Raw genomic sequence first — 17852 nt, 5'->3', positions numbered from 1 at the left:
AAGGATGCTAGTCTTGAGCATTTTAAAATTTTTTATTGGATTGCCACGCTCCTTGTCAGTCGCTCGCAATGACAAAACATGTCTCGTAGGAATCCATATCTCAGCATAATATAATCATATTTCAGCCGATGTAGCTCAGCTGGGTAGAGCGGCGCATTCGTAATGCGTAGGTCTGGGGTTCAAATCCCCACATTGGCACCATTTTCTAAATAAAACTATAGCCATATTTGTGATAGGCGTGGTAGAACCTGATATACTAATAATGTGTAGAAAAACGCATTCGTGCCATACCGTGGCTTGACCACGATATCCAAAAAAATAACTTAAAATACTAATCATTTATTATCACCATCAATCCAAGTGGTCAAAAAGTCCAGCATCTAAAGAACCTAAAGCGGTTTTAAAAAATGCTTATAAAATAAGTAATGATACTGAAAGACTTATTGCTGTTGATATAAAAAATGACCAGTTTGTAATATTTGATAATACAGGTGGTAATAATGTAGCTCATGTAAGGACATATAAAGAAATAGAGAGAGACGCTGTTTTAAAAAAAATAACCTAATCACAACAAAAACATGCAAATAAGGTAATAAAAACTTTAATGAAACCTCGAAACGGTATAAATTATTGGAATAACAAAATGAAATAAACAATATTTCTGATCCAAATATAAAAAACTGAAATAAACAATGACAGATAAATTATGGTATGAAAAAATAAATGAAGAAGATGCATATATCAGAAAAACACTTCAAGAATATATAGATTTATATTTCTTTGATTCTGTAGAATTTAAAGCAGTAGAAGATATAACCTGAGAAAATTTAGGTGAATTTTTAGAAGTAATGTTAAAAAATTATCAACAGTATCATTTTCATTTAGGCGAATTATATGATACTGGAGAAATATTAGAAGAATATTTCGATTATGTTTTTATGGATGATGAAAAATATATAAATTATCCTAAATATTCTAAAGAGGATAAACGTAATTTAGGTTGGTTATTGATAGTAAATTATATACAAATGTGTAATCCAAGACTATTTCCAGCAGATGTCCCGCATTTAATAGAATTTTTACACGCTAAAGATGGAGGAGTGACAAAGGCTCAAGAAAAGCTAAATACCTACCTTGCCCAATTTGATTTAATGAAAAGACAAGATGAAGATTACAGATGCTGGGCAGCAATCACGAAAGAACGTCAGCAAACTATAGCAGAAAATAAACCTTTACCAATAAGACCTATGAGTATTGAACTATCAAAATGCTTGAAAGATTGAAGTTGGAAACTTTTTTAAGACCATCATAGAGCTAGCGAAAGCATCGACAGCTGGCGAAGATGATAGCGATAGAGAAAGTAACGGAACTTGCAGTAAATGCTGTAAATAACAACGCACTATCTGGTTTAGGGCAAAAGATAGAGAATAAAATAGCGGGGAGCGTTACTCCGGCTTTAAATTCTAATAACGGGATATTGCTAAGTGCTTACAGTCGTTTAGAGCAGGACAGTAACAAGAGAACATGACGCCATTCGTGATTCCCTGAGCCATAATATAGGCAAGATTGCAGCAACTGCGGTAATGCACTTTATTAACCGCAAGGTCACCTTAATATTTTAAACTGGATCTCGCTACAAATGAGCTAGGATGACAGGGTGGAATTAATCCATGCAACAACACCAATGCTACACGGAAATGACAATAAGGTCTTTTTAAGAGTGGTGTAAAACAACACTACCTTTTTTAGGTAATTCCATTATACTTTGTAAAGAATTATAAGTTTTTGCTAAAAAATAATATAGACTTAGCTTTATATAAAAAGTGAAAGCCAATTGTCACCTTTTATATTCAACTTCTTAAGCCGAATAGCAGATTATGTAATAATGCGCTATTCGTGTTAATTAACTATTATCTTTTTTCTTGGAGGAATATAGATTGTTTCATCTTCAGCATGCGAAATCTTTTCTAAAAGTCCGATAAAACGGTCTTTATTAGGTACTAGCTTTACTATCGCCCACCCCTCTTCTATTGATTTCTTTATGCGTTCTATATCAGATTTATGCTCTGAAAAAGATATAACTTTTTGTGCTGGGTTTTGCATATTGATAAATCAATTATAGTTAATCTCTCAGGGTTTAATTCCCCGAAGCTCTGCTTCGTGATATACTAATTAAAACTTTTTGAATAGATACCTCGTAGCTCCGCTGCGAGGAGCATCATTTAGTATTATAGTTAATATTTTTAATAAATCAATCACATATTTATTATTTGCTAAATATAAAAAATGATTACCATATATTATGTCTTGTCTACTTATATCCTAATAAATAGTTTAATTAAAAATTAAAAGTTGTATAATAATTTTTTATTTTAAACATATATGTCACTTATTAACTTTATTTAATTTAAACTGTATAATTTAATTATGTCAAATGATAATTTACAACCGCCTGCTCTTTCTAAAAAGCAATTATTTGCTTTTTTTGGTATGGTTGTCGGCATGTTTATGTCGGTACTTGATATTCAAATTGTCGCTAGCTCATTATCCGTAATAGCTGCCGGTCTTGCCGCTTCAAGCGATGAACTTTCTTGGGTTCAAACATCATACTTAATAGCGGAAGTTATCATTATTCCTATTACCGGCTTTTTAGCAAGGTTACTTACTACTAGAATTTCTTATTTTATTGCAGCTTTAGGGTTTACGGTTATGAGCGTATTATGTTCGCTTGCAACTAATATTGAATCCATGATTATCTTTAGAGCATTACAAGGTTTTTTTGGTGGTGCTATGATACCGACGGTCTTTAGTACCGTTTTTATACTTTTTCCTGCATCGCAACGTCCTATCGTTACTATCTTAATTGGACTTGTAGTAACTGTTGCCCCTACTTTAGGACCTACACTCGGTGGATATATTACGGAGATTTTATCATGGCATTTTATGTTTTTATTAAACGTCATACCCGGTATTTTCGTATGCACGGTAGTTTTTTTATATGGGGATTTTGATAAACCAAATTATAAATTACTGAAAAATTTTGATTTTCTCGGTATATTATTAATGGCTTTAACGCTCGGCTTATTACAGTATGTGTTAGAAGAAGGAAACAAAAAAGGTTGGCTTGAGGATAATTTAATATTATTCTTAAGTATTGCAGTAGTTTTAGGTTTTATTTTATTAATCATTAGAGAACTAACCTTTATTAATCCAATTTTAGACTTAAAAACATTTCTTTATAAAGACTTTACTTTTGGTTGCCTTTATTCGTTCGTTATGGGCATCGGATTATACGGGGCAGTATATATATTACCGCTATTTCTCTTTACTATTGCCGGATATGATACATTACAAATCGGGGCTACTATGATGGTAACGGGCGGAGCACAATTTTTATCTGCACCACTCGCTGGTAGAATGTTAGGGCTAGGGGTAGATTTACGCCTGATGCTTATTATAGGGCTTGGAGGGTTTGCTCTTGGATGTCATTTGAATAGTTTTCTAACGCCTGATTCTAAATTTGCTGCATTTGTGCTTCCTCAATTTGTTAGAGGGTTTGCATTAATGTTTTGTTTTATACCGACTAATAATATAGCTCTTGGCAATATGCCGAAAGAAAGAGTAGGCAACGCTAGCGGGCTTTATAATCTTACTCGTAATTTAGGAGGAGCGGTAGGGCTTGCAATAATCAATACTATACTTACTAATGATACTAAAACCTTTATGCAATATTTATCGGAAAATATCTCGTCTACTTCTATAATGGCATTAGAACAACTAGATTCTTATACTGAATTATTAAGCGGGAAAGTTTTGAATCCCGAAAAAGCATCATATTTGTTATTAGCAAACAAATTAAATCATGATGCTTTTGTAATTGCAATAAATAATATATTTAATATGATAGGGCTGTTATTTATATTTATAATGCTACTAATACCTTTTACTTCAAATATCAAATTAACCGCAAATGTTAATGCTCACTAAAATTAAACTTATATCATATTTTCCTTGGTTATTATTAGAAATATGGAAATCGGCTTTCGCGGTTATTAAAATAATTTGGCAAAGAAAGATAGGAATAGAGCCGGTTTTTGAATGGGTGGACGCAGAAGGGCTAGAAGAAATAGGCGAAATAATGTATGGTAATTCGATTACTCTAACTCCAGGTACAGTAACACTTGATATAAATAATAATATGTTATTAGTGCATGCACTCAATAAATCATCGATTACCGACCTACAAAGAGGTATAATGATTAAAAAAATTAAGCAGATATTAAAAACAACTTGCAGTAGAAAATGATATCAGATATACACGCTCTAAAGTATAAAAAAGTTTTACTTAAAGTGTCAGGGGAAGCTTTAATGGGAGATAAGCAATTTGGGCATGAATATGACGTAATAAAAAAGATTGCCGGCGATATTAAAGAAGTTATCGATTTAGGAGTAGAAGTCGCTATTGTAGTCGGCGGTGGAAATATTTACCGCGGGATTAATGCAGCACTTGTCGGTATGGACCAAGCTTCAGCGGATTATATAGGTATGCTTGCAACGGTGATTAATGCTTTAACTTTACAAAACGTTATGGAAAGCCTCAATATCTATACAAGAGTTCTATCGGCTATTCCTATGATGAGCGTGTGCGAGCCTTATATTCGCCGCAAAGCTAAAAGACATATGGAAAAAAAGCGTGTAGTAATTTTTGCCGGCGGTACGGGTAACCCGTTTTGTACAACCGATAGTGCCGCAGTACTTCGTGCAATCGAAATGAATTGCGATATTTTATTAAAAGCAACTCAGGTTGACGGTGTATATGATTCCGACCCTAAAAAAAATCCGGATGCTAAAAAATATTTCACTATTAGCTATAAAGATGTTATAACTAATAACCTGCAAGTCATGGATACGGCAGCTATTGCAGTTGCAAAAGAAAATAAATTACCTATAAGGGTATTTTCGATAAAAGAACAGGGAAATTTTGCTAGAGTAATACAAGATAAAGGGGAATATACGATCATTGAGGAATAATATATTGTAGTGTAAATTGTTATATGATTTTTATGTCATTCCCGCATAGGTGTTGTTGCGTGGAGACCAAATCGTCATTGCAAGCAGCCATAGGCTATGTGGCAATCTAGTAAAAAATTCTGTAAATCAGAATTTTTTACTAGATTGCTTCATCAAAACTTATAGTTTTTCCTTGCAATGACGGGAAAACCAATCCACGCGGGAATGACATCGGGGGCATTGCCTAATACACATAACAATGTCTCAATTCGTGTACTAATAATAATATATGGAGCAATAAAGATGGAGAAAGAGAATTTAAAGAAAAACTTACAAGAAAAGATGGAGAAAGCTCTAAAAGTTTTAGATCATGAGCTTAAAGGGCTACGTACCGGTAGAGCTTCAGTTAATTTACTTGATAACGTAACCGTGGAAGCTTACGGGAGTAAAATGCCGCTTTCACAAGTTGCTTCTCTATCCACCCCTGATGCACGAACAATTAACGTGCAGGTTTGGGATAAATCTATGGTATCATCGGTAGAGAAAGGAATTACGATAGCAAATCTCGGCTTAACTCCTGCAACGGACGGTCAATTAATCAGACTGCCGATACCGGCTTTAACTGAAGAAAGACGTAAAGAACTGGTCAAGCTTGCTCATAAATACGGTGAAGATACTAAAATTGCATTACGTAATATTAGAAGAGACGGCAATGAAGAACTTAAAAAGCTAGAAAAGGATAACGTTATCGCAAAAGATGAGCATCATAGCTTATCTGAACAAGTACAAAAGCTAACCGATGATTATAGTAGTAAAGTTGACTCGGTAATAAAACAAAAAGAACAAGAAATAATGACTGTTTGATTTTCTATGTCATTCCTGCTTTAGATTTGGTGGATACTGAATCGTCTATTGCGAGGAGGCATTGTTGCGTGGACTGGTAAAATCCACTGTGTCACCCCGTGGTCAAACCACGGGGTCCATAAAAACAATAAAAAATACTAATAATTTTAGTATTTTTAACTGGATCCCGCAATCAAGTCGTGGGGATGACAGCGGTGGAATTGATCCACGCAACAATGCCAAGCGAGAATGACATAAATTGAATCTATACTGACAAAATTAGTTAGAGATTTAATTCCAGAAATTATCTTAAAATCAGGCATGATACCAGTTACTCATATTGCTGAATCATATGAGCATAAAGAATTATTAAAAAATAAACTACTAGAAGAAGTAGAGGAATTTTTACAAGATGGTATATGGAGAAGTTGCCGATATATTAGAAGTACTTGAAACAATCTGTAATATTAATGGCTATAAACTAAAAGATATATTAAAAAACAAAAAAAGAAAGTTAATGATGGTTTTGATGATAAGATAATTTTAGAAAAAATAACTAATTAGCTTTTTTACCTTAATAAAATAAAGGAGTCATGCAATAAAATCGGCTATAGAACCTCACAAGCTGTATCTAGGATCTAGCTCAGAACAAGTCACAGGATGACAGAAATACCGTTACACACAGGCAAGCCTTCACGGGAATAACATCAGACTATACCACTTAAAATAATAAAACTATGATAACAAAAGAAGAAGCACAGAAAATAGCAAAATTAGCTAGATTAAAATTTGAAGAAGATACTGTAGAAAAATTTTCTACTCAGCTTAGTACTATTATGGATATGATCGATATTTTAAATACAATAGATTGCAAAGATATAGAACCTTTAACTTCGGTTTCTAATATGAGTGCTAGAATGCGAGAGGACGCCGTTACAGGTTCTGATTTATCAAGTGAGTTATTTGATAATGCAAGTGGAAATAGTGCTCAGCTGGCTAAAGAAGTAAAATATTTTATCACTCCAAAGGTTGTTGAATAATTATGACGGAACTAAACAAGCTAACAGTAGCAGACAGTATAAAAGGTCTAAAAAATAAAGATTTTACAAGTACGGAATTAATAGGTGCATATATTAAACAAATAGAGAAGCATAGAAACCTAAATGCTTATGTTACCGAAACTTTTGACTTAGCTTTAAAACAGGCTGAAGCAGCCGATCAAAATTATGCTCAAAATCACGCAAGAACCCTTGAGGGTATCCCGTTTGCCGCTAAAGATCTTTTCTGCACGAAAGGAATTAGAACTACGGCATGTTCTAATATACTGAAAAATTTTATACCTAATTATGAATCAAGTGTTACACAAAATATTTTTGATAAGGGCGGTGTGATGCTCGGCAAAACCAATATGGATGAGTTTGCTATGGGTTCAGCAAATATCACTAGTTGTTTTGGAAATGTAATTAGCCCTTGGAAAGCAAATGATGATAATGCTGATTTAGTTCCAGGCGGTTCTTCAGGCGGTTCAGCTGCAGCAGTTAGCGGATTTATGGCATCTGCTGCTCTTGGTAGCGATACGGGCGGCTCAGTACGTCAACCTGCCAGCTTTACAGGTTTAGTCGGTTTTAAACCGACATATGGTCGTTGCTCAAGATACGGAATGATATCGTTTGCTAGCTCCCTTGATCAAGCAGGAATATTTACTAGAAGCGTTTTAGACAGTAGCATTATACTTGAAGTGATGATGGGGTTTGACGAAAAAGATTCTACTTCAATTAAAGCAGAAGTGCCAGAGCTACAATCCGCTATCGGAAGTTCTATGAAAAATATGAAGATAGGCGTACCTCTTAGCCTTGGTGAGGGCAGTATTATTGAACCGGATATTATGAAAATGTGGCAGGATACCATAGAACTACTTAAAAACGCCGGTGCTGAAATAGTTGATATTACTTTGCCGCATGCTAAATACGGTGTTGCTGTTTATTACGTAATAGCACCGGCTGAAGCTTCTTCAAATTTATCTAGATATGACGGCGTTAGATACGGTCTTCGAGTAGAACGTGAAAATATGACGCTTGACGAAATGTATGAAATGACTAGATCAGCCGGATTTGGGGAGGAAGTAAAACGTCGTATTATGATTGGAACATATGTGCTATCATCTAGTGGTATGGATACATATTATCTAAAAGCTCAAAAAGTACGTCGTTTAGTTGCAAACGATTTTAATAATGCTTTTGCAAAAGTTGATGCCATTTTATTACCAGCTGCCCCGACCGCAGCTTTTAAGATTGGTGAAAAACAAAATGATCCGACTATGATGTATTTAAACGATTTATTTACTATTCCTGCAAGTTTAGCCGGTTTACCTTGTGCATCGGTTCCTGCCAGATTATCGGCACGCGGTTTACCTCTTGGGATGCAGATTATAGGTAAACAATTAGACGAATATAATGTTTTGAAAGTAGCATCGACAATTGAGTCAGGTGTAAAACATATTAAATTTGAGCCAAAGGGTTTTTAATTATGACATATATTGAAGGTAATACGGGAAAATGGGAATATGTAATAGGGCTTGAAATCCATGCTCAAATTTCCTCAAAATCTAAGCTTTTTTCAGGAAGTAGTACTATTTTTGCAGCAAGTCCAAATTCGCAGGTTTCCTATGTTGATGCAGCAATGCCCGGGATGTTACCGGTATTAAATAAGCATTGTGTACACCAAGCAATTAAAACAGGGCTTGGGCTTAAAGCTAAAATAAATAAATATTCGGTATTTGATCGTAAAAATTATTTTTATGCCGATCTGCCTCAAGGTTACCAAATTTCGCAATTTTACTATCCTATAGTACAAAACGGTACTGTGGAAATACCGACTAGTACCGGCAATCTTAAAACTATTCGTATTAACCGTTTGCATTTAGAGCAAGATGCGGGTAAATCTATGCATGATCAATCACCACATTACAGCTTTATCGATTTGAATCGTGCCGGTATTGGGCTTATGGAAATTGTGACCGAACCTGATATATCATCACCGGAAGAAGCAGCTGAATTTGTAAAAAAGCTAAGAAATTTGTTACGTTATATTGGCAGCTGTGACGGTGATATGGAAAAAGGCTCGATGCGTTGCGATGCTAATATTTCAGTAAGACGTAGCGGCGAACCACTCGGCACAAGATGCGAAATTAAAAATATTAATTCAATTCGTAACATCATTAAAGCAATAGAATTTGAAGCTAAAAGACAAGTAGACTTGCTTGAAAGCGGTGAAGCAATAACTCAAGAAACACGCCTATTTAATGCCGATAGCGGCGAAACAAGAACTATGCGTTTAAAAGAAGAAGCACTTGATTATAGATATTTTCCTGATCCCGATTTATTACCGCTTGTTATTTCTGATGAGTTAATAAATGAGCTAAAAGCAAATTTACCTGAGCTACCTGATCAAAAGATTGAGAAATATACGAAGGAATTTAGCTTAAGTAAATATGATGCTGAAGTAATAGTAGCCGATGAATCGGTTGCTGGGTATTTTGAGAAAGCAGCAAATGAATGTAACCCTAAAATGCTTACTAATTGGCTAACTAGTGAATTGTTCGGCCAATTAAATAAAGCATCGATAGGAATAAATGAATGCAAAATTACCCCTAGTAACTTTGCAAAACTGGTAAAATTAATAGAAAATGATACTATTTCCGGTAAAATTGCAAAAACCGTTTTTGAAATTATGTTTGAAACCGGTAAAGCACCTGATAAAATAGTAGAAGAAAAAGGACTTGTACAAGTTTCGGATAATAACGTGCTAAACACGGTAATTGACGAGGTAATAGCTGAAAATCCTGAATCAGTAGAGGGTTATAGAAGTGGTAAGGATAAATTATTTGGTTTCTTTGTAGGGCAGGTAATGAAAAAAACCGGCGGTAAGGCTAATCCGACGCTTGCGCATCAGCTTTTAAAGGAGAAATTGAGTTCGTGATGCTATTCCTTTGAAGGTATTGCCTGCGTGGATAGATTCTCCTGTCATTGCGAGCAGCTATAGACTTTGTGCTCGGTTTCATCGTCATTGTGAGCAGCCGTAGGCTGCGTGGCAATCGCGCCAAATATCCTGAGATTGCTGCGTCAATTACTACGTAATTTTCCTCGCAATGACGATTTGATATCCGTACAACAAGGGCAATGCCTCGTAGGATGACACAGAACATACTCAAACTTAAAGCATTGTTTTTATGAAATTGCTGAAAATATTTTTACTATCTTGCTTACTAGTTTCTTGTGAAAAAAAAGAAACGGAAAAAACTTTAATAGTCGGTACTGCCGCAGATAATCCTCCTTATGAATTTATCCAAGACGGAGAGATTGTTGGGATTGATATTGATATTATCACAGCAATAAGCAAACGTCTAAATAAAAAAGTTATCATAAAAAACTTCGACTTTAACGGTTTACTTGCAGCTTTAGTTAGTGAAAATATTGATGTTGCGGTGGCGGAGCTTTCCGTAACACCGGAGCGTGCCGAATATATCAGCTTTTCCGATAATTATGCTACTGCAAGATTTGCCATAATATATAGAACAGGCGATAATATACAAAATAGCAAAGATCTAGAAAATAAAATAGTAGGGGTACAGCTCGGTAGTGTTTTAGAAAAAAAAGCACACAATCTATCACAGACTATAAATATTAAAGTTCATTCTTTAGCAAATCATTTAATGTTGGTTGAAGAATTAAAAGCCAGAGTCATAGATGCTATTATTTCTGAGGAATTTCAAGGCAAAAAATTAAAAGAAAATAATTCAAATTTAGAAAGCAGTACTTTAGAAGAATTTTCATCTGATTTTGCTATAGGCATGTCTAAAAACTCAGGACTAATTAATGAAATTAATGAGGCAATCGATTCATTAAAAAAAGACGGAACCATTAACAAAATTATGAAAAAATGGCTGGGACAGTAACAGAAAGTCAATTTAAAGATGCTATGAGCCGATTCCCTCAGGGAGTGACTATTATAACAACAAATTGCAATAACGAACTTTTTGGCTTTACTGCTAGTTCTCTTACTTCCGTATCTTTAAAACCGCCGTTAATATTATTTTGCCTTAATAAAAACTCTTTTAGTATAAACAGTTTTCAAAAAAGTGACAAGTTTGCAATTAGTATTTTAGCAGAGAATCAAATTGATATCTCAAAACATTTTGCTAAATCACAATCTAATAAATTTACAAAAATTGATTATGAGCTTGGCAATAAAACTGATTGCCCTTTAATAAACGGTGCAACTTATCATATAGAGTGTAATAAATATGCTTCTTACGATGCCGGTGATCATGTTATATTTATCGGTGAAGTAATAAATACCGCTATTAAAAATGATTTAAAGCCTCTATTATATTTTCATAAATCTTATACAAAGATTTAATTTTGGTTATTTTTTGCTGTATAAGTAACTATTCCAGCAAAAATCTTATTAATTTTTGCTAAAAAATACCTCAAAATAGCCAATCAATTAGAAATATTCACAGAACCTAGTTTAATTTGAAAAATTGGCGTCGTCTAATAAGATCTGCGGTTCGAACTATATTAAGTATACACTGCGATCCAAGGACTTTAGACTCCTTGCTCTTGTCCAAATTAAACTTCATCTACTTACTGTTCATTTATTAGGAGTATACATTGCCAATATGTTAAATATCGGTCTTAGTGGTTCTACCGGTAAAATGGGAGCAACCATTCTAGAGAGAATAGATAAATTTAAAGATTGCAAAATTTCAGCAAAATTTAATAGTACTAATAGTTTAGATGATTTAGATAATTTTTGTAAAAATTCTGATGTGATCATCGATTTTTCTACCCCTGAAATATTAGAAAAATTAATTAATTATGCATTAAAACATAATACAAAATTAGTAATCGGAACCACAGGTCTCCAACCTCAACATTTTAAGCTTTTAGAAAAAGCAGCTCAAACTTTACCTGTTTTATATTCTGCCAATATGAGTATAGGAGCTAATTTGCTTAGCTATCTAGCTAAAGAAGCAACAAAAATACTAGAGGATTACGATGTTGAAATTCTAGAAACGCATCACCGTAATAAAAAAGATTCACCCTCAGGAACTGCTTTTATGCTTGCTGAAACAATTGCAAGCAAAAAAGGATTAAATATAACATTTAATCGTGGTAATAGACTAAGAAGCGAAAAAGAAATAGGTATTTCCTCGCTTCGTGGTGGAAATGTTCACGGTATACATGAAATATCTTTCCTAGGTGACGATGAAATAATCACCTTAAAACACGAAGCTCTGAATAAAAATTCTTTTTCTATTGGTGCAATTAAAGCCGCTATTTGGCTACAAGATAAACCTTCTGCTTTATATTCAATGCAAAATATTTATAAAATATAATTAATATAGCTTGAAAAAATACCTTTAAGAGGCTATCTGCAGAGATATTTTAAATGATAATTAAAGAACTTTTATAGCGAAAATTAATAAGATTTTTGCTGGAATAGTTACTTATATTTCAAAAAATCTTATAATTTGCAGCAAAAAAGAATTTAATTAGCTTTAAAATATCTTTACAGATAGTCTCTAAACGACTATATTTTATTATGTAAATAACATAATCCTAAGGTTACTTATGATCGATTATACAAAAACTTTAACTGCCGCCTCAAAAAATAAAACTTTTGATGAAGGCTTAAGAAAATACATGCTTAAAGTATATAATTATATGGCTTTAGCACTTTTACTAACCGGTGTAGCAGCCGTAACGACTATATCAGTTGAGCCTATTTATAATTTAATGTTTCAAACAGGTTTCGGTACTATTATAATGTTTGCTCCGCTCGGTATTGCTTTATATTTCTTTATGGGCTTCGGACGAATGAACCTGCAAACGGCACAAATATTATTTTGGGTTTATGCCGGTTTAACCGGTATGTCACTTGCATATTTAGCTCTTATTTATACCGGTGCATCAATAGCTCGTACTTTCTTTATTTGCTCTTCCGTTTTTGGAGCAATGAGTTTATACGGTTATAGTACAAGTAGAGATTTAACATCTATGGGTTCATTTTTTGCAATGGGTCTTATAGGTCTTATCATTGCTTCATTAGTCAACTTGTTTCTAAAAAGCTCGGCTCTTTCTTTTGCTACTTCTCTTATTGGAATAGTAATATTTATGGGATTAATTGCTTGGGATACTCAAAAGATTAAGTCTATGTATTACACGGCAAGAAACGATGAAGTAGGACAAAAGCTTTCTATTATGGCAGCCTTTACTTTATATTTAGATTTTATAAATCTTTTCCTATATTTAATGAGATTTTTAGGCAATAGAAGAGATTAATTGGTATCATTCTTGCAAAGTCATGATTTTATTTCATTGCTTCGTTTTTTCATTGTTATATCACGATCAAATCTATAGTACTGAATAGTTTTTAAAAAGACCTCGCTGTCATATCCCCGCAAAAGCGGGGGCCTTGTTGCACGGCTTGAAAAACTTATTCAATGTCATTCCCATGTGGCATTGTTGCATGGATACCGCATCGTCATTGCAAGTGGTCGCAACGCACTCGGCAATCCAGAAAAAATAATAAACAAATTCTGTAAATCAGAATGTTTACTGGATTGCTTCGTCCATTGCTGCATGGTTTCCTCACAATGATACGGATTTTGACCCACGCAACAACACTTTTTCACTATTAGTTAGGTTATTTTTATGTCTAAAGAGAAAACTCAACAGGCGTTATTATTACAAGAGCAACTTTTTCAAACCCTGAAAACTAACGATACAGAATTGAATGCCAAAATATCTAGAGCCTGCAAAGGCATTGCCGAATCTGTTATTGACCTTTCTAATGACCAATCTCCTACTGCTGAAAGCCTATATATTAGCTATATGGCCCTAGCCGATTTAAACACTAAGGATTTAGCTAAAGTTACAACAATAATAAAAAACTCGTTTCCAGGAGATCAAAACAAGGAATTAAGGGAAATAATCGATGCACCTCTTTTACAGCATTTAGTTATGGCAGAGGCAATTGAACGACAGGTTGGATTAGATGATATCCGATATAACGCAGATTACAGAACACTTGAAGGAATAAGAAATCCTAATGACCCTAAAAAAGTAATTGATGCTATGCTACGTGATAAGAGGGTGGCACAGCAAGCTGAGTTTGAGGGGCAAGGAAAAAAGACAGCAGGAGTCTCGGCCGGTTATGTTGCTAAAGATAATGCCGGTAATACTTTTATTTTAAAACATTTTTATAAAACTCATGCTGCATGCCAAAAAATACAAGATAATAAGGCACAAAAACAGGCTATTGCTGACCGAAGAGACGGAGTACAAGAATTAATAGGATCTACTATGTATCAATTTTTATTACATGATCGCGCACCAAAAGAAGGGCTGGTAACAGCGGACGTAAAACACCCTGATTCACTTTATGTACGTTCTAAATTTTTTGATAATGCTGTAACACTAACAGAATTTTCCGGTTTATCAGGTCAAACTAGAGTCAGAGCTAATGATCAAAATTTAAAAAAGTTGGAAGGATTTGAAAAAGTCATAGCTGCTTGTCATATGCTGGGGGAAGTAGATTATCATGCTGGTAATTTAATGGTGCAGGATGGTAAAACAATAACCAAAATTGATCATGGTCGCTCTTTTTTAGCATTTCATAAGAATTTTGGCAGTATGATTCAATCAACAGCTAAAATGTTTGCACATCCTGGTGTTGGCTACAGTGCTGCTATTAAAGCAGGTAATTTCTCATTTAGTATCGATAAATATAGCGAATCGTTAAATCAAATGATAAGTCAATTTGATGAGAAACAGATGGAAGCAATAGTTGATCAAAAAATTGATGAATTAAAAAAAGCTGGGTTTGATCCAGAAAATATTGCGTTATCCACTAATATTAAAAATTTTGATGATTTGAGAAAACACTACAAAGACAGTATAAAAGAAAATCTTGTTAATATGCAAGAAGTGGCCAAAGGAGCTGAGATAGTAACAAAATTCAGTAATGTTTTACCTGAATTTAACAATGGTGGTTGGTTAGAGGCTTTCGCTAATTCACCTGTAAAAGACCCGATACTCTATGCAATAGATAATAACATTACAATTGAAGGTAAAAATGCTAAAGAGTGGGCGTATGAAAATAATTACCAAATTAAAATTTCTATAGGCTTGAAAAAAGAAATAATCAAGGAACAACAATGGAGCAAAGGTTTGGACGGAAAATGGAAAGAAAAAGAAGTTGATGTTATTAAGACAGGTAAAGTAGAAGTACTAATTTCTGATCCTGCAAAATCAATGCGTATACAAGACAAATCTACAGGCGAAAAATTGGCATCACTAATTGTTGATTTTACAAAGCAGGCAACAACTAAAAACGTAACCGATAAAGCAGTAGCAAAATTTTACGACAATATAATGAAAGCACTAAAAAAAGCAAATTATCTTACCGAGCAAGATATTGAGGGTATAAAGAAAAATTTAAAATATCAGGATAATATCGAAAACACGACCAACTTATTAAATGCTAAATCTTTCAAGTTAACTGCTAAAGATACTATATATTACAAGGTAGGAAATTTTTGTGAAAAGAGAGGTTTATCTAGTATCTCAAATTATTTTATGAAGCAAATTTCTCCTGAGAATTTAAATAAAATTCATAATACAGAAAAACTTATAGCGGAAAGTATAAAAATTGGTAATGTACTACAACAGAAGAAGCAAGAAGGACTCCAAACAAAAAGAGTAGAAACGGTAAAAGGAATCGCATTCTCTAAATTACAAGCTAGGAAGGAAAGACATCAACAAAGGTAAGCACTGTTGAGTGTATACCTTAAACGTCATTGTGAGCAGTCACAGAGTCGTTGCATAGTCCTAATGTCATTTCTAGCTAAAAGCGGAAAGCCAGTACTTTTCGCTGTCATACTGTGGCTTGACCACGGTATCTAGAAAAAAATTTAAAAAAGACTAGATCCTGCGATCAAGTCGCAGGATGAGATTAATAGTTACTGGCTTTCCGCTTTTAGCTAGAAATGACATACTACAGGCCAAGTTGCGGTATGACATAATAACATACAACAACTATAAATTCTTATTCTTTTTCTGCATTTTTTCTAGCAGACGGTGAGAGCATGATACTTAGCTCTTTTAGAGCTTTATCCTCTACATAGCTTGGGGCGTTCATTAGCAAATCTTCAGCCTGCTGGTTTAAAGGAAACGCAATTATTTCCCTTATATTTGTTGCTTCCGCAAGCAGCATAACGATTCGGTCAATACCGGGGGCTATTCCACCATGTGGTGGAGCTCCAAACTTAAATGCTCTAATCATCCCTCCAAATCTCTTATCAACTTCCTCTTCACTATAACCTGCTATGGAAAATGCTTTATACATAATTTCCGGCTTATGGTTTCTAATAGCACCGCTGGAAAGTTCAATACCGTTACAAACAATATCATATTGGTATGCGGTAAGTTCTAATAACTCTTCAATGGTTTTAGCTTGCTCTAAAGCATCTATGCCGCCCTGCGGCATAGAAAACGGATTATGGCTAAAATCAATTTTTCCTGTTTCTTCATTTAACTCATAGAATGGAAAATCGGTAATCCAGCAGAATTTAAAACAATCTTTTTCAAGTAAATCAAGCTCTTCACCAAGTCTTACTCTAACCTTACCGGCAAGTTTAGCAGCTTTCTCTTTCTTATCGCTAGCAAAAAATACAGCATCACCATTACTAATACTAGCTGTAGCTTTTAGACTCTCTAATTGCTGCAGGCTTAAGAATTTTACTACCGGTCCTTTTGCTTCACCGGTTTCACTAAACTGAATATAGCCAAGTCCACCTGCTCCTTCTGATATCGCAAACTCTATCATTTTATCGAAGAAACTACGAGGCAGTACAGCTGCCTTAGGTGCAGGAATTGCACGAACTATGCTACCTTTTTTAATATTCTCTCTAAAGATTGTAAAATCGGAATCTCTAAATATCTCAGTTACATCGGCAATTATAATAGGATTACGCAAATCAGGCTTATCAGAGCCGTATTTTAGCATAGATTCATTATATGGAATACAAACGAAAGGAGTCTCTGATACTTTCTTATCCGTGAATTTAGTGAATAAATCATACATCACAGGCTCAATAGTACTAAATACGTCTTCCTGTGTAACAAACGACATTTCTACATCTAGCTGATAAAACTCGCCGGGTGATCTATCGGCTCTTGCATCTTCATCCCGAAAACAAGGAGCAATTTGGAAATAACGATCAAAGCCTGATACCATCAATAACTGCTTGAATTGCTGAGGTGCTTGCGGTAATGCATAGAACTTACCCGGATGCATTCTACTCGGTACTAAAAAATCCCTAGCCCCCTCAGGTGAGCTTGCTGTTAAAATCGGAGTTTGAAATTCGGTAAAACCGCTTGCCGTCATCAAATGACGAATATGAGAAATAATTTGTGAGCGGAGTATTATATTATTATGTAATTTCTCACGTCTAAGATCTAAAAAGCGATGTTTAAGCCTAGACTCTTCGGGAGCGTCTTTTTCGGTATTAATAACAAAAGGTAGAGTGTCCGCAGCTGACTCAACACTAAATTCCACAGCTAGTACTTCAACATGACCTGTCGGAAGCGTATTATTAATCGTGTCCTCTGATCTTGCTACAACTGTACCCCTTACCGTAATTACTGACTCATAACGCAAACGACTTGCATCCTCCATAAGCTGAGGGTTTTGATCGGTAAACACGATTTGAGTTATACCGTAATGATCACGTAAATCTATAAAAACTAGATTCCCGTGATCTCTTCTTCTATGTACCCAACCGGATAGCTTAACTTCTTGTTCTACATCGGATATTTGTAATTCGTTACAATTATGAGTTCTGTATTTATGCATTTTTATTTTTTTATTATACGATTTCCCCTATATTATATACATAAAATCGCAAATAAAAACTAAAAATTTACCTTGCC

At 34.3% G+C, this 17852-nt stretch carries 17 protein-coding genes, 1 tRNA gene and 2 pseudogenes; 18 read left to right on the top strand and 2 right to left on the bottom strand.

All coding sequences use genetic code 11. From position 1 onward, the window contains the following. Positions 1-124 precede the first annotated feature (124 nt). The 3 genes and pseudogenes from A3305_RS04090 (at position 125) to A3305_RS04080 (ending at position 1528) form a co-directional block, all read left to right on the top strand. Positions 125-201 (top strand) — tRNA-Thr (locus tag A3305_RS04090). Positions 202-692: 491 nt separating this feature from the next. Then, positions 693-1283, top strand: a pseudogene (locus tag A3305_RS04085) (hypothetical protein). A 59-nt stretch (positions 1284-1342) separates the two neighbouring features. After that, entirely contained in the window at positions 1343-1528 is a 186-nt protein-coding gene (locus A3305_RS04080; protein WP_014391870.1) for a hypothetical protein, read from the top strand. 371 nt (positions 1529-1899) lie between these two features. Here the strand turns inward: A3305_RS04080 and A3305_RS04070 are convergent, their stop codons facing one another. After that, the gene (locus tag A3305_RS04070; protein WP_011271433.1) at positions 1900-2103 is read right to left on the bottom strand and encodes a DUF2674 domain-containing protein; all 204 of its coding nucleotides are present in this window, start codon (positions 2101-2103) and stop codon (positions 1900-1902) included. Positions 2104-2427: 324 nt separating this feature from the next. Between A3305_RS04070 and A3305_RS04065 the strand changes: the two genes are divergently transcribed. From A3305_RS04065 to A3305_RS04010, 15 genes and pseudogenes are all read left to right on the top strand, one after another. Beyond that, complete coding sequence (locus A3305_RS04065) at positions 2428-3987, top strand: DHA2 family efflux MFS transporter permease subunit (RefSeq protein ID WP_014391869.1); 1560 nt, start codon at positions 2428-2430, stop codon at positions 3985-3987. Next, positions 3971-4306, top strand: a complete 336-nt coding sequence (locus A3305_RS04060; RefSeq protein ID WP_014391868.1) for a monovalent cation/H+ antiporter subunit E — start codon at positions 3971-3973, stop codon at positions 4304-4306. The genes A3305_RS04065 and A3305_RS04060 overlap by 17 nt, the downstream gene beginning before the upstream one ends. Then, complete coding sequence (pyrH, locus tag A3305_RS04055) at positions 4303-5031, top strand: UMP kinase (RefSeq protein ID WP_045799388.1); 729 nt, start codon at positions 4303-4305, stop codon at positions 5029-5031. Before A3305_RS04060 ends, pyrH begins: the two co-directional genes overlap by 4 nt. Positions 5032-5127: 96 nt before the next feature. Continuing rightward, positions 5128-5222 (top strand): annotated as a pseudogene (locus A3305_RS11810) (lytic transglycosylase domain-containing protein); the annotation flags it as partial. Positions 5223-5313: 91 nt separating this feature from the next. Continuing rightward, the gene (gene frr, locus A3305_RS04050) at positions 5314-5874 is read left to right on the top strand and encodes a ribosome recycling factor (RefSeq protein ID WP_014391867.1); all 561 of its coding nucleotides are present in this window, start codon (positions 5314-5316) and stop codon (positions 5872-5874) included. Between the two features lie 61 nt (positions 5875-5935). Further along, positions 5936-6106, top strand: a complete 171-nt coding sequence (locus tag A3305_RS08880) for a proline/betaine transporter (RefSeq protein ID WP_231289072.1) — start codon at positions 5936-5938, stop codon at positions 6104-6106. Between the two features lie 68 nt (positions 6107-6174). Then, positions 6175-6306 (top strand): hypothetical protein, encoded by a 132-nt coding sequence (locus tag A3305_RS11240; RefSeq protein WP_014391866.1) that lies wholly within the window; start codon positions 6175-6177, stop codon positions 6304-6306. A 284-nt stretch (positions 6307-6590) separates the two neighbouring features. After that, positions 6591-6893 (top strand): Asp-tRNA(Asn)/Glu-tRNA(Gln) amidotransferase subunit GatC, encoded by a 303-nt coding sequence (gene gatC / locus A3305_RS04045; protein ID WP_014391864.1) that lies wholly within the window; start codon positions 6591-6593, stop codon positions 6891-6893. Positions 6894-6895: 2 nt separating this feature from the next. Further along, the gene (gatA, locus tag A3305_RS04040; RefSeq protein WP_014391863.1) at positions 6896-8377 is read left to right on the top strand and encodes an Asp-tRNA(Asn)/Glu-tRNA(Gln) amidotransferase subunit GatA; all 1482 of its coding nucleotides are present in this window, start codon (positions 6896-6898) and stop codon (positions 8375-8377) included. Positions 8378-8379: 2 nt separating this feature from the next. Next, entirely contained in the window at positions 8380-9831 is a 1452-nt protein-coding gene (gatB, locus tag A3305_RS04035; RefSeq protein ID WP_014391862.1) for an Asp-tRNA(Asn)/Glu-tRNA(Gln) amidotransferase subunit GatB, read from the top strand. A 250-nt stretch (positions 9832-10081) separates the two neighbouring features. Further along, complete coding sequence (locus A3305_RS04030) at positions 10082-10807, top strand: ABC transporter substrate-binding protein (protein WP_014391861.1); 726 nt, start codon at positions 10082-10084, stop codon at positions 10805-10807. Then, on the top strand, positions 10792-11271 hold the full coding sequence (locus A3305_RS04025) for a flavin reductase family protein (RefSeq protein ID WP_010976860.1): 480 nt from the start codon (positions 10792-10794) through the stop codon (positions 11269-11271). Before A3305_RS04030 ends, A3305_RS04025 begins: the two co-directional genes overlap by 16 nt. A 262-nt stretch (positions 11272-11533) precedes the next feature. Beyond that, on the top strand, positions 11534-12253 hold the full coding sequence (dapB, locus tag A3305_RS04020; protein ID WP_014391860.1) for a 4-hydroxy-tetrahydrodipicolinate reductase: 720 nt from the start codon (positions 11534-11536) through the stop codon (positions 12251-12253). Between the two features lie 235 nt (positions 12254-12488). Beyond that, on the top strand, positions 12489-13199 hold the full coding sequence (locus tag A3305_RS04015; protein WP_014391859.1) for a Bax inhibitor-1/YccA family protein: 711 nt from the start codon (positions 12489-12491) through the stop codon (positions 13197-13199). 372 nt (positions 13200-13571) lie between these two features. Continuing rightward, positions 13572-15689 (top strand): hypothetical protein, encoded by a 2118-nt coding sequence (locus tag A3305_RS04010; protein ID WP_014391858.1) that lies wholly within the window; start codon positions 13572-13574, stop codon positions 15687-15689. Between the two features lie 277 nt (positions 15690-15966). On the opposite strand, the gene aspS is transcribed toward A3305_RS04010, so the two are convergent. Further along, positions 15967-17775, bottom strand: coding sequence for an aspartate--tRNA ligase (gene aspS, locus A3305_RS04005; protein WP_014391857.1), 1809 nt, complete (start codon positions 17773-17775; stop codon positions 15967-15969). Positions 17776-17852: the final 77 nt, after the last annotated feature.

It is taken from the genome of Rickettsia amblyommatis (assembly GCF_002078335.1).
Lineage (GTDB): Bacteria > Pseudomonadota > Alphaproteobacteria > Rickettsiales > Rickettsiaceae > Rickettsia > Rickettsia rickettsii.
This window is presented reverse-complemented; position numbering and strand designations above follow the sequence as displayed.

Coding starts and splice junctions, on each gene's coding strand:
- A3305_RS04065 (WP_014391869.1), top strand. CDS start 2,428: ATGTCAAATGATAATTTACAACCGCCTGCTCTTTCTAAAAAGCAATTA.
- A3305_RS04070 (WP_011271433.1), bottom strand. CDS start 2,103: ATGCAAAACCCAGCACAAAAAGTTATATCTTTTTCAGAGCATAAATCT.
- gatC (WP_014391864.1), top strand. CDS start 6,591: ATGATAACAAAAGAAGAAGCACAGAAAATAGCAAAATTAGCTAGATTA.
- pyrH (WP_045799388.1), top strand. CDS start 4,303: ATGATATCAGATATACACGCTCTAAAGTATAAAAAAGTTTTACTTAAA.
- dapB (WP_014391860.1), top strand. CDS start 11,534: ATGTTAAATATCGGTCTTAGTGGTTCTACCGGTAAAATGGGAGCAACC.
- aspS (WP_014391857.1), bottom strand. CDS start 17,775: ATGCATAAATACAGAACTCATAATTGTAACGAATTACAAATATCCGAT.
- frr (WP_014391867.1), top strand. CDS start 5,314: ATGGAGAAAGAGAATTTAAAGAAAAACTTACAAGAAAAGATGGAGAAA.
- A3305_RS04030 (WP_014391861.1), top strand. CDS start 10,082: ATGAAATTGCTGAAAATATTTTTACTATCTTGCTTACTAGTTTCTTGT.
- A3305_RS04010 (WP_014391858.1), top strand. CDS start 13,572: ATGTCTAAAGAGAAAACTCAACAGGCGTTATTATTACAAGAGCAACTT.
- A3305_RS11240 (WP_014391866.1), top strand. CDS start 6,175: ATGATACCAGTTACTCATATTGCTGAATCATATGAGCATAAAGAATTA.
- A3305_RS04025 (WP_010976860.1), top strand. CDS start 10,792: ATGGCTGGGACAGTAACAGAAAGTCAATTTAAAGATGCTATGAGCCGA.
- A3305_RS04015 (WP_014391859.1), top strand. CDS start 12,489: ATGATCGATTATACAAAAACTTTAACTGCCGCCTCAAAAAATAAAACT.
- gatA (WP_014391863.1), top strand. CDS start 6,896: ATGACGGAACTAAACAAGCTAACAGTAGCAGACAGTATAAAAGGTCTA.
- A3305_RS04060 (WP_014391868.1), top strand. CDS start 3,971: ATGTTAATGCTCACTAAAATTAAACTTATATCATATTTTCCTTGGTTA.
- A3305_RS04080 (WP_014391870.1), top strand. CDS start 1,343: ATGATAGCGATAGAGAAAGTAACGGAACTTGCAGTAAATGCTGTAAAT.
- gatB (WP_014391862.1), top strand. CDS start 8,380: ATGACATATATTGAAGGTAATACGGGAAAATGGGAATATGTAATAGGG.